Consider the following 15,919-nt stretch of genomic DNA (forward strand, 5'->3'; position numbering starts at 1 on the left):
GCTTGACGACTCGTGCCGGAACCGTCCCGGACCCCTCCGACACGAGTGGGCGGAGGCTACTGGTCGCCGCCGCCGTCACGCGTCACCTGCCGGCGCTGGAGGGTGCGCGGGCGGACATCGTCGACCTCTTCACCGGGACCTTCGGCTACACCCTGCTGCCGGCCCCGGGTCTCGACCCGACCGAGGCGGACCTGACCCGGGGACTGCGTGCCCTGTGCAGGCAGCAGATCCGGGCCGAGGACCACCTCGTGTTCTACCTCAGCTGCCATGGGCAGATCCTGGAGAACGGCCGCCACGTCCTGCTCGCCGCCGACGCCGACCCCACCGACGAGGAGTTCCACCTGCCCACTGTCCGGATGGCGGAAGCCCTGCTGATGGACACCCCGTTGCGCAGGCTCCTTCTCATCCTCGACACCTGTTACTCCGGAACCGGCGGGAACCAGGCGGCGACAGCCGCGCTCAGCGGCATGGTGCGCGACTGGAACGGAACGGGCGACAACGGAATGGTCGTCGTCACCTCCACCCGGCCGTTCGAGATGGCGCGCCCGGGCGCCTTCCCCCGGTTGCTCGCCGAGGCGGTCCACGCGCCGTCCACGGCCGGACGGATCCCGACCACGCTGGATCTCGGAACCGTCGTCGGCACCATGAACGCCAACCCCGCACGCCCCGCCCACCAGCACACCGCCTGGACCGCGATCGGATTGGGCGGGCCGCTCCCCGCCTTCCTGCCCAACCCCCGGCACCGCCCGGACGAAGCCCGTCTCGATCTGCGTCTGCAGCAAGCCATCGACTGGGATTCGGAGGCAGCCCGCCGCGACGAGGAATTCCACACCCGGTTCCTGCCGAGCGCCCAAGGCACGCTCCCCTCCGTTCCCGGCACGCCCACCCCCGGCAGAGCCACCTCCACGAGAACCGCGAACCCCGGCGCCTGGTGGTTCACCGGCAGACACACCGCCCTCACGAAAATCACCCGCTGGCTGTCCTCCGACGGCACTCAACCGTCCCTCGTCGTCACCGCCGGCCCGGGTGTCGGGAAAACCGCCCTCCTCGGTGTCGTGGCCGCCCTCGGCGGGTCCGCACACAGAAGGTCGGTGCCCATCGATGCCATCGGCCTGCCCCCGGCAGCCGTGCCGCCGGCGGGATCCGTGGACGTGGCCCTCTACGCGGGCGGCCTGACCACCCGGCAGGTCTGCTCCGGCGTCGCGGCCGCGTTGGGCACCGACGGGGACGACACCGCGGGTGTGATCACCGCGCTGCGCGCCCGCCTGAACCGCACCGGCCGCCCCTTCACCCTGCTCCTCGACGCCCTGGACGAGGCCGCCGACCCCCACGATCTCGCGAGCCGCCTGTTGCGTCCTCTGCTGGCCACCGCGACCCGGGGCTCCGCCCCGCCCGTACGCATGCTCGTCGGGACCCGACCCCACCTCCTGCCCCTGTTGCAACCGGGCGGTGGCCAAGGGCTCTACGACCGGGCGGGCGACTGGCCGGCACCCCGTGTACTCGACCTCGCCGCCCCGCGGTACGCGGACTCCGACGGCCTGCTGCGCCACACCATCCGCTGCCTGCTCGACGGACACCAGGCCAGCCCCTATCGATCGGCCCGACCTGCGCACACGCGGGCCGTCGCACAGGCCGTCGTTCGCGCGGCGGCCGGCTCCTACCTCGTCGCCCGGATCGTCGCCCTGACCCTGGCCGCCGGAGACGCGGTCGCCGACCCTGCCGACGCCCGCTGGGTCCGGTCCCTCCCGTCCCTGGCCGGTCCCGCCATGCGGTCGGACCTCGATGGCAGGCTCGGCACGGACGCGCAACGCGCCGAGGACCTCCTGCGACCGCTGGCCCACGCGCTGGGCCAAGGGCTGCCTTGGGGCGCGGTGTGGGCACCTCTGGCCTCCGCACTGTCAGGACGGGCCTACACGGATGCCGATGTGGAGTGGTTGCAGGACCACGCCGGCGCCTACGTGGTCGAATCGCAGGAGGAGGGGCGGTCCGTGTACCGCTTGTACCACCAGTCATTGGTCGATCAGTTGCGTGCAGGCGGCCCCGATACGCAAACGGTACAACGGGCGTTCGTCGAGGTTCTCGGCGACGTCCCCTACCTCGCCGACACGTCTCGGGACTGGTCGCGCGCCCACCCGTACGCGTTGCGCCATCTGGCCACGCACGCCGTGGCCGCAGGACGAATCGACCAACTCGTGCGGGACGCGGAGTACCTGGTCCACGCCGACCCCGACACGCTGTTGCCCGCACTGCCTCACACGCAAAGCCCGTCCGCCCGTCTCGCCCGGGCCGTGTACACGGCCTCCGCCACGGCCCACCGAACGGCGTCCGCCGCACACCGCCGGCGGCTCCTGGCCCTCGACGCCGCCCGATACAGGGTGACCGACCTGGCCCGGGCGCTGGACAACGGGCTCTTGGTCCGACCGCGCTGGGGGACCGGGGGCACGTTGAACCCGTTCCTGTACTCGGCCCTCGCGGCAGGGTCCTCCGAGGTTGCCTGTGGTGAGGTCGACGGGGCCGTCGTCCTGGTGGCGAACGCCACCGTCAGTGGCCGGATTTCGGTCATCGACCTGGCGACCGGGCGGGTCAGGACCGTCTTGGGCTCCGGTCCGAACTCTGCCTACCAGGGCAGGGTCAAGCTGGTTTGCGGGTCGATCGACGGTGAGCCGATCGTCCTGTCGCAGGCGCCGCGCAGCGGCAGGATCCGTGTGTGGGACCTGCGGACCGGACGCCCTCTGCGGGCCCTTCGGACCGGGAACGAGGGCGGCTTCGAAGCGGCTCTGGCTCACACGACAATCGACGGGGTCCCGGTCGCCGTGACCTCCACCGACGACCGGTTGACGGTGTGGGACCTGCGGACCGGCCGCCTGATCCGGACCCTGCAACCCGGCGGTGAGCGCGACGAGGCGATCAAGAAACTCGTGTGCACCGAGATCGACGGTGATCCCGTCGTCGTGACGGTCCCGGAGGGCTCTCTGGCGAGGCGGCGGCCCTCCAGGGTCTGGGACCTGCGGACGGGGAATCCGCGGGCCGAACTGGGCAGCGGGGTCCGCGCCGTCGCCTGTGCAATGTTGGACGGCACCCCGGTTGCGGTGACGGCGACAAAGGAGGACGTTCAGGTGTGGAACCTGCGAACATTCGAGGAGATCCCGACCCCGATCGTTCCCTTCACCACCGTGGAGGATCTGGCCTGTCTCGTCGTCGACGGCGTGGTCCTGCTGGTCACGTGCGAATCCCGCGGCTTTTCGGTCGCAGCGACCGACGGCCGGGTCTCGGTGTGGGAGCTGGCCACAGGCCGTCCCCGCGAGATCCCCCTGCCTTCGGTGAGGACGATCGACGCGGTCCACTGTGCCGAGGTCGACGGTGTCCCGGTGGCCGTGACCCCCGGCCCCCACCACACTCTGGTGTGGGACCTGCGTGAGCTGCCCGACCTCTCCAAGCCGATCGAGAACCCGATGTTCCAGATCACGGCCGTCACCGCCGGCAGCCTCGACGGCACCTCCGTGGCCGTGACCGTCGGTGGCGAGGACTGGGGCGACGGCATGCACACAGGCCAGATCAAACTATGGGACCTGCGGGATGGCCGCGTACTGCACGACATCCCCGGGCACGGGTGGCCCGTACGCGAGGTCGCCCTGACCCGGCCGTTGTCAGGGGCGCCGATCTTCGTGGTCACGATGGGGGGTGACCATCGTGGCTCGGAGCGCGAATTCCAGGCGTGGGACACCGTCACGCGCACCAGAAGGGAATTGAACGGGGTGGCCGGCGCCAAGCTGCTGGGGGTGACGGAGGACGACGGACGGACCATCGCCGTCCACACGGAGATCCGGAACAACCTGCGAGAAGACCGACTACACGATGCCGTGCTCTGGGACATCACGAACAACCAGGAGTGCGGCAGGTTCCCCTTGGGCCTCACGACGGTGCTCCACACCTCGGTGCCGGGCACCTCCTCCACTCTCCTCACCGTTCGACACGCCCCTACGACGGATGACGAGCAGGCACACGTACTCGACGAATGGGACCTGCACACACGCAAACGGCGATCCGAACACCACCTGCCCCACACTGCGGGCGTTGTCCACGTGGACAGCACCTTCGTCGACGGGGTGCTGCACGCCGTGGTGGCACACGCGGACGGGCGTCTGACTGTCATCGACCTCGACGACGGAGAGTGCATCAGCTCCTTCGACACGGCCGGGTCGGTGAAGCTCATGGCCTGCGCGACCACAGGCGAACCGCTCGTGGCCATGGTGACCTCGGTCGACCGGCAGCTGATCGAAATTCGAGATTTGCGCACCGGGTCCCTACTCGACACCTTCCCGACCCCGTTCCCGATCGTCGACCTCACATTCGACCCCGAAGGAGCACTGGTGGTTGTCGCCGACCGCGAAGTCCTCGTCCTGGACGTCGAGCCGACGGACACGATCGACTCGGACGAACCCTCGTGTGGGTAGGGAGCTGCGGCTTCGCGGGACCGAAGGTCGTCGGCATCCGGTCCGTTCCGGCGATCTCGGGTATCGGCACGTTCGCCCCTGCGGGGGATTCCGATGCCAACGGCTGACGACGCTCGACGGTGGCATGGGAGAGATTGGTGTCACAAAGCGCAGAAGGCTCCCACGCCGCGCTTCCGTTCGACGGCCGCCAAGAGTTCGCCTCGGTCATCACGCAGCCGGGTGTCGAGGTGCGCCGGCCTTCGCCGACCGTGCCGTGAGGGGCCAAGAGCGCCGCGGGACGGTTGCGCGAGTGCATCCCTTCGGCATCGTCGTCCGCCTCGGGGACGGGGTCACCGGGCCGGCCCCCATGGAGAGACCCACGGCCGCCCTGGGGCGCGCCCCACCGAGTACTTCGAGGTCGGTGAGAGAGTCGACGTCGTCGTGGAGGAAGTCGTCCCACCGACTCGCCGGGTTGTCCTCTCCAGGCCGTCACGTGCCCGGCTGGGGTCGTGCGCTCGCGCGCTCTGAGGACGAGGCGGTCGTCATCCAGGTTCCCGCCGGCCCCGTCCGCCCCGGCGAGACCCCCGGGGCCGGGGGCAGGGGGCGGGGCGGGGTTGGGCGTGGTGGAGCTCTCGCTGTGTTCAGGAGGTGATCGTGTCGGTGTCTTGGGGAGGGATTGGCGCTCGGGGGCTGACGAGGTTGAGGAGTTCGTTGCCGAATCGGCCGGCGCGGTGTCCCCCGAGACATTCCACGGCCAGATCGACGAGTTGGTGAGCGCCGTCGGGGGTGTCGGGGATCGCCGATCCACGTGCGCGAGCGGTGGTTCCGTCGAGGGGGGTGCCGCCTCCGGTGGCCGAGGGCCGGGCTCCGCGGGGACCTTGTCGTTCCCGGATCGTGATCCACTGGTCGGCTTCCGAGAGGGCCAGTCGGATCCGCACGCTCCCGGATTCCTCGGGCGGGTCCGACTCGGGGGCGTAGGAGCTCGCCTCTCGGCGGGCTCGCTCCACGAAGGGGCGGGCGCCGACGGGATCCGAATATCGGGTGGCCCTGCGGTATCCCAGGTCCGCGAGGGCCACGATGGCCGACCATCGCCGGGTGAGTCCGGAGAGGATCCGCATGGCCTCGGCCATGTCGGTGTCCGAGGCGTTGAGGGCGACCTCGATCCGGGCTTTCTCGCGTTCGACCGGGTCGGTGATGTTCGCCAACCAGAGAAGGGAGATCCTCGGATCCCGCGTACTGCGGGCCAGAGAGGTCCAGGCCCGATCCCGGTCGATCCCGGGAGGCAGGCGTCGCGCCGCCGCGGCGGCGCGGTGCGGGTCGATCGCGACCAGAAGCCCGGGCATCTTGCCGGCGACCCACTCGATGTGTCCGAAGCGTTCCTCGGCAGCCGCGATCAAGCTCGCGACCCGCCGTGGCGCCATCGGTGTCCAGGTCGTACACAGCCAGTCGAGTGCGAGCATGAACTCCGCCGCGGGCTCCAACTCCCACAGTCGGGTCTCCGCGAGTTCCACCAGTTCAAGGGCGAGCGCGGGACTCACCACGTGTGCGTGGACGGCGGCCTGGGACAGACGCATGAGGTCGGTTGAGGTCCTGACGCGGGCCAGGAGCCACGCGACCAGTGGCCCCTCCACGTGGTGTCCCCCGGGTGTCTCGACCATGGGGGCGACCCCGCCCGGCAGGTCGCGCACACGGCACAGCACCGCGGCGACCGCCCGCGCCGAGTCCGGCCGGCGCGCGGGATCCTTCTGGAGCAACGCGGCCACGAGCCGGTCGAGCTCGAAGGAGACTTCCGGCCGCAGCGTTTGCAGGGAGGGGGCTGTGTCCTCGGCGTGGCGGCGCATCAGGACGTAATAGTCCCCGCTGTAGGGCGGGGAGCCCGTGAGCAGCGCGTACAACACGCAGCCCAGGGCGTACAGGTCGCAACGGGTGTCGACATGCACGCCGCGCCACTGCTCGGGGGCCATGTACGCGGGTGTCCCGAAGGGGCGTCCGGTCACGGTCAGGCCGACGGTCGACTCCCTGGTGCGCGCGATGCCGAAATCGCAGATCTTCACCGTGCCGTCGGTCTGCCGGAAGAGGTTCGCGGGCTTGAGGTCCCGGTGGACGATGCCCTCCTCGTGCGCGGCGGCCAGTACCTCGGCGATCCGGACGGCCAGGTCGAGGACTTCCGGAAGCGGCAGACCGGCTGGTCTCCCGGCAAGGACGGCGCTCAGGTCCGAGCCCTCCAGGAGTTCCATCACGATGTACAGCCGGCCCGCGTCCTGGCCCGCGTCGTGGACCGCCACGACTCCCGGATGCCGCACGCGGGAGCCGATCGTGGCCTCACGTCGAAATCGTGCCACCGCCTCCTCGCCACCGGCCTCCGTCAGCAGGAGTTTCACCGCCACCCGCCGGTCGGACCGCAGATCGCGGGCCCGCCAGACCTCGCCCATGCCTCCGCGCCCCAGCAACGCCATCAGCTCGTATCGACCTGCCAACCGATCACCTGTCCGCATGACACTCCCCGTCTCGTACGCACAGCACCGTGCGAGCACGTCGACGCGTTCGCACGCCTGCCCCCGAAGGACGTCCGGAACGTGTCCGAGGTTCCCGCCCCGGCCCGGTACCGGTCGGGGTGGTCGTGGTGATCTCGTTGGCTCCGGGATTCGTGTGTGGGTGCTTTGTCGTCGTGCGGGGTCGTTTGGCCGGATGGGCGACGTGTTTTGGCCTGATGCGTCTCGGACCGCTTGTGATCATGTGAGTCGGCGTCGACACTGGGCATCGCCCGGATCGGGCACGTTGAGTGATCGGCCCCGTACACAGTGGCGTGGATCGTCGCGCGCCCCGGCGCTGGAGGCGGAACACATGGCTCGAAGCCGGAGAATCGGCACGCCCGGTTCCGTTCCTCGTGACCACCGTGAGCCCGCCGGGGAGCGGGCCCGCGAGTGGGCGCGCGCTCGTGGGGCGGCCGGGGGCGGGTCTTGACGACCAGTCGGGAGGCGGTCCTCTCCCGGCTGCGCGTCACGGTCCGGGGCGTGTTCCAGGGGGTCGGGTTTCGTCCGTTCGTGTTCGTCCTCGCCGGGAGGCTCGGGCCGGCCGGTCATGTCGTCAACACGGGTTCCGGGGTGGTCGTCGAGGTAGAGGGGCCGTCGGGCGCCGTGGCGGAGTTCCGGCGCCGGATAGCCGCCGACGCCCCGCCGCCGGCCGAGGTGGACTCCGTCGTCGCCCGGGAGTTGCCCGTCGACGGGACGGTCGGCTTCACGATCCTGGCGTCGTCGGTCGGCGGTTCGGGCCGGACCTTGATCCCACCGGACGTGGCCACCTGCGCGAACTGCCTCGCCGAACTCTCCGACGCGGGCGATCGCCGGCACCGGCATCCGTTCATCACGTGTGTCGACTGCGGTCCCCGCTTCACCATCGTCACCGCCTTGCCCTACGACCGGGCCACACGCCCATGGCCCGGTTCCCCATGTGCGCGGACTGTGCCCGGGAGTACGGAGATCCCGCCGACCGCCGGTTTCACGCGCAACCGGTCGCGTGCCACGCGTGCGGTCCGCGCCTGCGGCTGATCGGACCCGGATCGAACCGCGGCGCCGACCCGGTGGTCGAGGCCCGGCGCATGCTCGCGGACGGCGTGATCCTCGCGGTCAAGGGCCTGGGCGGCTATCACCTGGTGTGCGACGCGGGCAACTCCGACGCGGTGGCGCTCCTGCGCGCACGCAAGGCCCGCGGTGACAAACCCTTCGCGGTGATGGCGCGCGCTCTCGCGGACATCGAGCGGCACGCGCGTCCGAGCCCCCGGGAACGCGAGCTGCTCACCGGCGCCGCCCGGCCGATCGTGCTGCTGCGCCGGCGGCCGGGGGCGGTCGGGCTCGCGCCCGAGGTCGCGCCGGGCAGCCCGGACCTGGGGTTCCTGCTGCCGTACTCGCCCGTGCACCATCTCCTCCTGGGGCTGGAGGGGGACCCGCCCGGTCCGACGTTGCTCGTCGTGACCAGCGCGAACGTGGCCGGTGAGCCGATCGTGACGGACGACGAGCAGGCGCTGACCCGGCCGGCTCCGCTCGTGGACGCCTGGCTGGCCCACGATCGTGCGATCCACGTGCCGTGCGAGGACTCGGTGGTGCGGGTCGTCGATGACGAGCCCGTGTTCGTGCGCCGTTCACGGGGGTGGGCGCCGTCGCCGATCCGGTTGCCGGCGCAGATCCCGGCGATTCTGGCGGTGGGCGGGGATCTGAAGAACACCTTCGCGGTGGGCGAGGGACACCTCGCGTGGCTCTCCGCTCACGTGGGCGACATGGACGACCTGGCCACCCTGACCTCGTTCGAGCGCGCGGTGGAGCACTTGACGGCGGTGACCGGCGTGCGGCCCGAGGTCCTGGCCGCGGACCGTCATCCCGGCTACCGTTCCACCGCCTGGGCGCGGCGCGACGGGGCGGGTCGGCGGGTCGCGGCCGTACAGCACCATCACGCGCACATCGCCGCGGCGATGGCCGAGCACGGCTTGACCGGTGCGGAACCGGTGATCGGTGTCGCGTTCGACGGCACCGGCTACGGTGACGACGGCGCGGTGTGGGGCGGCGAGTTCCTGCTGACCGACTACACGGGCTACCGGCGCCTGGCACACCTGCGGTACGTCCCGCTGGCCGGCGGTGACAGCGCGGTCGCCCGGCCGTACCGGATGGCTTTGGCGCACCTGGCGGCGGCGGGTCTGCCGTGGTCGGCCGACCTGCCGCCGGTGGCGGCCTGTCCGGCGGAGGAAACGCGCGTCTTCGCTCGTCAGTTGGAACGCGGGCTGGGCTGTGTGCCGACGTCGAGCACCGGCCGGCTGTTCGACGCGTTCTCGTCGTTGGTCGGCATCTGCCACCGGGCGAGCTACGAGGCGCAGGCCGCCATCGAGCTCGAGGCCGCGGCCGTGGGAGCGGCGCCGGCGCCCGCGCCGGGCTACGCGTTCGCGCTGCGACCGGCCGAGGCCGGCCGGGGGCCGCTTGTCGCGGACCCCGGCCCGGTCCTCACCGCCGCGTCGGCCGATCTGAGGTGCGGCGTCCCCGTTCCCGTGATCGCGGCCAGTTTCCACGAGGCGGTGGCCGATCTCGTTCTCCGCGTCTGCGTGTGGGCGCGGGAGCGGTACGGGTTGAGCACGGTCGCCCTGACGGGCGGCGTGTTCGCCAACGCCCTCCTGTCGTCGGCGTGCGCTCAGGCGCTGCGCGCCGGCAGTTTCACCGTGCTGCGCCACCGCCGTGTCCCGCCCAACGACGGCGGACTCGTGCTCGGCCGGCTCGTGGTGGCCGCCCACACCCCACCCCCGTCCACCGCTCACCGGCCGCATTGAAGGAGACCCCCGTGTGCCTGGCACTACCGGCCCAAGTGACCGAGATCATGACGCGTGACGGCATCCGCATGGCCCTCGTCGATTTCGGCGGTGTCGTCAAGGAAGTGTGCATCGAGTACCTCCCGGACCTGCGGGTGGACGAGTTCGCCATCGTGCACGTGGGCTTCGCGATACAGCGCCTCGACGAGGAGTCCGCCCGGCACACCCTCGCCGTGTTCGAGGAGCTCGGTCTCGTCCGGAAGGAATTCGGCGACCCGTGGCAGGAGGCGGCGACGTGAAGTACGTGGAGGAATTCGCCAATCCGGACCTGGGCCGTCTCATCCTGGACCGGATCCGGGCGATGGTGACCCGCCCGTGGGCGGTCATGGCGGTGTGCGGTGGCCAGACGCACACCATCGTCCGCAACGGAATAGATCAACTCATGCCTCCATAGGTCGAGTTGATTCACGGTCCCGGATGCCCGGTGTGTGTCACGCCCTTGGAGAGCATCGACAAGGCGCTGGCGATCGCGGCCCTGCCCGGGGTGATCTTCTGCTCGTTCGGCGACATGCTTCGGGTGCCCGGCACCGACCGCGACCTGTTCCGGGTGCGGAGCGACGGTGGCGACGTGCGGGTGGTCTACTCCCCACTCGACGCGCTCAAGATCGCCCGGGACAACCCGGACCGCCAGGTGGTCTTCTTCGCGATCGGCTCCGAGACCACGGCCGCGCCGAACGCCATGGCCGTCCACCAGGCCAGGCGCCGGAACATCCACAACTTCAGCCTGCTGGTCTCGCACATGCGTGTGCCGCCCGCCATCGAGGCGATCAAGCAGGCACCCGACTGCCGGGTACAGGGGTTCCTCGCGGCGGGCCACGTGTGCAGCGTGATGGGCATCGGCGAGTACCGGGTGCTCGCCGAACGCCACCGGGTCCCCATCGTCGTCTCCGGTTTCGAACCGCTGGACCTGCTCGAGAGCATCCGCCGCACGCTCGTCCAACTCGAACGCGGCGAGCACACCGTCGACAACGCCTACGCCCGCGCCGTCCGTCCGGAGGGCAACCCGGCGGCCAAGGCCATGCTCGCCGACGTGTTCGAGGTCACCGACCGGAAGTGGCGCGGCATCGGTGTCATCCCCGACAGCGGCCGGCGGCTCTCCCCGCGCTACCGCGACCACGACGCCGAGTACCGGTTCGACGTGAGCGGCATCTCCACCCGCGAACCGGCCGAGCGTCGGGGAGGCGAGGTGCTCCAGGGGCTGATCAAACCCGATGAGTGCTCGGCCTTCGGCACCACCTGTACCCCCCGCCGGCCGTTGGGTGCCCCGATGGTCTCCAGTGAGGGCGCCTGCGCCGCGTACCACCTGTACCGCCGGCTCGACGGACCGTCCACGCCCAAGGAGGCGAGCCCCGTTGCCTGACCGCATCGACGCCCACGCGGCACCCGATCTCTCCGGCTGGGCCTGCCCGGTGCCGCTGCGCGACCACCCCAAGATCGTGACGGGTCACGGCGGTGGCGGGGTGCTGTCCGCCGAACTCGTCCGGCACGTCTTCGCCCCGGCGTTCGGCGGCCCGGTCCTGGCCGGTCTGGCCGATTCGGCCGTGGTCGACCTCGGCGGGGCCAGGCTCGCCTTCTCCACGGACTCGTTCGTGGTCCGCCCCCTGTTCTTCCCCGGCGGCAGCATCGGGGACCTCGCGGTCAACGGCACGGTCAACGACCTCGCGATGAGCGGGGCCCACGCGGCGTACCTGTCCGTCGGCTTCATCCTCGAGGAGGGCCTCGACATGTCGCTCCTCGCGCAGGTGGCCCAGGCGCTCGGCGACGCCGCCCGCGCCGCCGGGGTCGAGGTCGCCACCGGCGACACCAAGGTCGTCGAGACCGGTCACGGCGACGGCGTCCACCTCAACACCGCCGGCATCGGGCTGATCCCCGCGGGCGTCGACATCCAGCCGCAACGCGCCGTCCCGGGCGACGTGGTGATCGTCAGCGGTGACATCGGGATGCACGGCGTGGCCGTCATGAGCGTGCGCGAGGGCCTCGAATTCGATGTCGAGATCCGCAGCGACTGTGCCGCGCTCGGCGGTCTCGTCGAGGCCATGCTCACGGTCACCCCGGATCTGCACGTACTGCGCGACCCCACCCGCGGCGGGCTCAACGCCGCGTTGAACGAGATCGCCGGCGCCGCCCGTGTCGGCGTGGAGATCACCGAGAGAGCCGTCCCCGTTCCTCCGATCGTCGCCAACGCCTGCGCGATGCTCGGCCTGGACCCGCTGTACGTGGCCAACGAGGGCAAGCTCGTCGCGTTCGTGCCGCGCGAACACGCCGACGCCGTGCCGGCGGCGATGCGCGCCCACCCACTGGGCTCCGGCGCGGCCGTGATCGGCGAATGCGTCGAAGACCACCCCGGCATGGTCATCGCCCGTACCGGCCTGGGCGGTACGCGGGTGCTCGACATGCCGCTGGGTGAACAACTCCTGCGCATCTGCTGACAGAACGCCCCGCCCGGCCAAGACGCGTCGCCCGGATCGGGTTCGGCGTCGGGCGGGGACCTCGCGCGTGTTCAGCCGTGTGTGGTCCAGTGGGTGAGGGCCGTGTCCCGCACGTCCGGGACGGGGTGGCGGCGCAGTTCGCGCAGGGCTGCGCGGGTGGGTTCCGGCCAGCCGGTGCGGCGTCCCAGACCGGCGACGAGGGCCGTCGCGATCATGCCCTCGGCGTGGCCGCCGTGTCGGGCGAGTCGGGCGGCCACGGCGAGGACCTCGCGCTCGGCGCCGGCCCGCAGCAGGTCCAGGGTCTGCATGCGGCGGTCTCGCAGGATGCCGAGGGTGTCGAGGGTGAGGACGGGACGGTCCTCGTGGAGGGAAGCGAGGCGGAACAGGGTGCGGGCCAGGTGTTCTTCGGGGACGTCGAGGTCCGTGTGTTCGGCCAGCAGTTCCAGGGCCTGGCGGCGGAAGTCCTCGTGATCCAGGAGGACCTCCGCCGCGGCGAGGGCCGCCGGTCGGATCGCGGCGGGGCTGTCGACGGCGGCGTTCAGGAATTGACGCAGCAGGTCCTCGACACGGCGTCGCGCGGGACGGTCGCGGTGCTCGCCCGCGTCGTCGGTGCGCGGGTCGCGATCGGCGGCGACCAGGAGGGCCATCACGCGGGCCGGAGCCGTGGCCGAGGCGGGGTGGTGGGCCGCCAGGACGAGGCCGGCCGTCGCGTACACCCCGGGCCCGCCCGGTGTCACGTCCGCCGCGGCGTGTACGAGCACGTCGGTGGCCTCCGCCAACCAGGGCGACCACCGGCCCAGATTCAGGTACTCCGGGGCGTCGGCGTGCGGCTCCCGTCCCGGGGTCCGGTACGTGTCGGCGACGAGGGCGGCGTAGCGGGCGCGGTGCGGGGCGGCGAGCCACTCCGGTCGTACCCTGGGCACCGCGCGCCGGAGGTCGCGATCGCGCGTCGCCGCGTCACCGAGCACGGACCAGGCCCGTTCGTCGGAGAGCAGCCCGGTGGCCGCCGTCACGCACGCGACCCTCAGGTCCCGGTGGGCGTCTTCCCGGGCGTACTCTTCGGCGACCAGCGCGGCGGCGACGGGGATCGGCAGGCGCAGCGCCGCCACCCGTACCGCCGCCTTTCGCGCGGTCAGCCGGGTTTCCGGTGCCCGCAGCATGTCCCGCAGCAGGGTTTCGAGCCGGTGCGGCCCGATCTCCGGGGAGGCCCGGACGACGGCGGGCACGGCCACGCGCGCCCGGTCGCCGGCCGTGTGGGCGAGCAGGGTGGGCAGGGCCCCGGAAGGGTCGTCGGTGTGGGCGAGCGCGGTCAGGGCCGCCTCGACGAGGGGCACGTCGCCGGAGTGCGCCCAGTGGAGGAGGGCCGGTGCGCCCGTGTCGGGGATGTGAGCGATGGCCTCCAGTGCGCGCACCCGCCGGTCCATCGGCAGGGAATCGTCCTCGACGAGTGCCGACAGTCGGCGCTCGGCGGCGATCTGTTGGCCTCGGGTCCAGCGTCGGACCCAGCGGCCGACCGGCGGCGTCCACGGGTCCGCCGGGGAGAGGAAGGGACCGGCGGGCGGCCGCTCGCCGAGCACGTGCGCCAACAGATCGGTCCGCCGGCGGACCAGGATGGTACGGACGATCGGGAGCGCGGCGGCGGACGGCTCGTGCGCGAGGAGTCGTCCGACACGTTCCTCGCGGGTCGCGGGTGCCTCCAGCCACCGTTCGACGGCCCGGCGGCGCATCTCCGGCTCCGCGCCTTCCCGGGCAGCTCGCCAGAGCATCTCCTGAAGTTCGGGCATCTCCCCCGCGCGTCGGCCCGCCGCCTCGGCGAACGTCACCACGGGCGCGAACTCGCCCTGTTCCGCGCGCTGTTCGAAAAGGGGGCGCAGGGCCGTGAACGCCTCGTGCTCGCGGCCCGTCAGCGGTCGCTCGCGCCCGTGTCCGACGTACCCCGGGTACCCGGGTGTCGACTCCTGCGAAACCCTCTGCACCCGGAGGAGGGCTCCGGTGGCCCAATCGGCGACCTCCTCGGCGGCGGAACCCCGACCGAGCGCCGCCAGGGCGAGGCGGGTGAGGGCGGAGCGGGTCTCGGCGGAACAGTCCCGTGATTCGAGGGCGTCGACGAGGATCCGCTCCAGGTGCGGGACCGACGCGGCCGTGAACAGCCGGGCAGGCACCTCGGCGAGGGCCTCCAGGGCACCCCGGCGGACCGGGTCCTGTTCGTTGGCGAGCCGTGCCATGTCCGTCACGACGGCGAGGACCGCGTCCGGGTCGGCGGTGTGACGGGCGTTGTCCGCCAACAGTTTCCAGGCGCTCTCGCGGTCGTCGGCGTCCGGGACGCGGGTCGCTCGCAGCAGCCGCTCGCGGACCTCGGGCGCGGGGAGGAACGCCTCGGCCCGCAGCGCGAACGACTCGGACGCCCCCTGCTCCCGGATGGCGGCCGCCATCCCCCGCGCCGCCTCGATCGCCGCGGCGCGCGGCAGCAGGGCGAGCAGCTCCTCGTCGAGGAGGTGGCCGGTGCGGCGTCCGGCGGTGGCCCGCCGGTGGGCGGCGAGGCGGTCGCCGGGAGGCAGGGCACGCAGGGCTTCCCCCAGGTGGATGCCGCCCGCGAGGACCCGCAGGTAGTCGGCGACCTCCGGAGCGCCGGACCGCAGCAGTCGTTCCAGGGTCGCCCCCTCGGGCATCCCGGGCCCGAACGGGCCCCGCGTGCGCGCCCGGTGAAGAAGCAGCCGCAGCACCGGGCCGGGGGCGACGGCCGCGAGGGCGGGCAACCGGGAGCGCAGTTTCCGCGGCAGGTCCTCGGGCGGGAACCTCTCCAGCAGGTCGAGGACCCGTCCGGGGCGCACGACGGCGAGCGCCGCGGCCGGGTTCTCCAGTTCGCGCCATCGAGCGTCGTACGTCGCGGCGGGCGCCGCGGCCAGTTCGTGTTCCAGGACCTCGTGGAGCGGCTCGGGGTGTCGTTTGGCGAGCATGCGCCAGCCCCTCACCGCGTGGAACAGCTCCGGCAGCAGCCGGGTGGCCGTCTCCGGCGAACAGCCGGCCAGCAGTCCGGCGGCCTCCGTGTCGCCCCAGTTCTCGCGGGCCGGCCCGATCAGCCGGTCGGCGAGGGCGGTGCGGCGCCGGCGCACGACGGCCCGCCACACCTGTCGTCGGACCGTGCCGGACGCGTCCCGCAGCGCGGCCTCGAAGGCCGTGTCCGGGATCGCGCCTCCACCGGCGACGCTCAGGACCTGTGCTCGCACGCACGGGTCGGGATCGGCCAACCTCGCCCCCAGCCAGACGTGGTCCCCGCCCACTCCGGCCGCCACCACGGCGAGCGACCTCCCGTGACCGCCCCGCGCGGCCAGTTCGTCGAGCAGGGCCCGCAGTTCCCCGGCGGGCACGTTCCGACGTACGTGCGCGACCAGTGCCGTGATGCGCGCGGGGTGGGAGAGGGGTTCGAGGGAGGCGAGCAGGGTGTCGACGGCACGCGGGGAAGAAACGGTCATATGGGAATTGTGCCCGGTGGACGGGCAGGGCCGGTCACCGGGGTGACCCGGGGTACGGCGGTGCGCGAGCGGGGCCGGCCGCCTCGGCCGCCGGCTGCGCGCTGTCCACAGATCCGCTCCCCAACCCCGTGGGCGGGTAGAGGGGTTCGCCGAGGGGACGCGTATTTCGGAGGCGCCTCCGGCGGGGCAGAGGCAGACTGTCCCCGTCCGCGTCCCGCCCCTCGTACACCGGAAGAA

5 protein-coding genes and 2 pseudogenes are annotated in these 15,919 nt (G+C 72.2%); 5 read left to right on the forward strand and 2 right to left on the reverse strand.

What is annotated here, in order from left to right; genetic code table 11:
* Positions 1 to 2: 2 nt before the first annotated feature.
* Complete coding sequence (locus ACN20G_RS26485; RefSeq protein ID WP_424215713.1) at positions 3 to 4,454, forward strand: hypothetical protein; 4,452 nt, start codon at positions 3 to 5, stop codon at positions 4,452 to 4,454.
* A gap of 620 nt (positions 4,455 to 5,074) precedes the next feature.
* Here the strand turns inward: ACN20G_RS26485 and ACN20G_RS26490 are convergent.
* Entirely contained in the window at positions 5,075 to 6,910 is a 1,836-nt protein-coding gene (locus tag ACN20G_RS26490) for a serine/threonine-protein kinase (RefSeq protein ID WP_424215714.1), read from the reverse strand.
* 483 nt (positions 6,911 to 7,393) lie between these two features.
* On the opposite strand from ACN20G_RS26490, the pseudogene hypF reads away from it, so the two are divergent.
* From hypF to hypE, 4 genes and pseudogenes are all read left to right on the forward strand, one after another.
* A pseudogene (gene hypF, locus ACN20G_RS26495) lies at positions 7,394 to 9,741 on the forward strand (carbamoyltransferase HypF).
* 11 nt (positions 9,742 to 9,752) lie between these two features.
* Positions 9,753 to 10,019, forward strand: a complete 267-nt coding sequence (locus ACN20G_RS26500) for a HypC/HybG/HupF family hydrogenase formation chaperone (protein ID WP_424215715.1) — start codon at positions 9,753 to 9,755, stop codon at positions 10,017 to 10,019.
* Positions 10,016 to 11,140: pseudogene (hypD, locus tag ACN20G_RS26505) on the forward strand (hydrogenase formation protein HypD). Before ACN20G_RS26500 ends, hypD begins: the two are co-directional and overlap by 4 nt.
* Positions 11,133 to 12,209 carry a hydrogenase expression/formation protein HypE gene (hypE, locus tag ACN20G_RS26510; RefSeq protein WP_424215716.1) on the forward strand — a complete coding sequence of 359 codons (1,077 nt, stop codon included), beginning with the start codon at positions 11,133 to 11,135 and terminating at the stop codon, positions 12,207 to 12,209. Before hypD ends, hypE begins: the two are co-directional and overlap by 8 nt.
* 71 nt (positions 12,210 to 12,280) lie before the next feature.
* Here hypE and ACN20G_RS26515 read toward each other — a convergent pair whose 3' ends face one another.
* Positions 12,281 to 15,682, reverse strand: coding sequence for a hypothetical protein (locus tag ACN20G_RS26515; RefSeq protein ID WP_424215717.1), 3,402 nt, complete (start codon positions 15,680 to 15,682; stop codon positions 12,281 to 12,283).
* Between the last annotated feature and the right edge of the window lie 237 nt (positions 15,683 to 15,919).

It is taken from the genome of Streptomyces dryopteridis, from assembly GCF_049606955.1.
Lineage (GTDB): Bacteria > Actinomycetota > Actinomycetes > Streptomycetales > Streptomycetaceae > Streptomyces.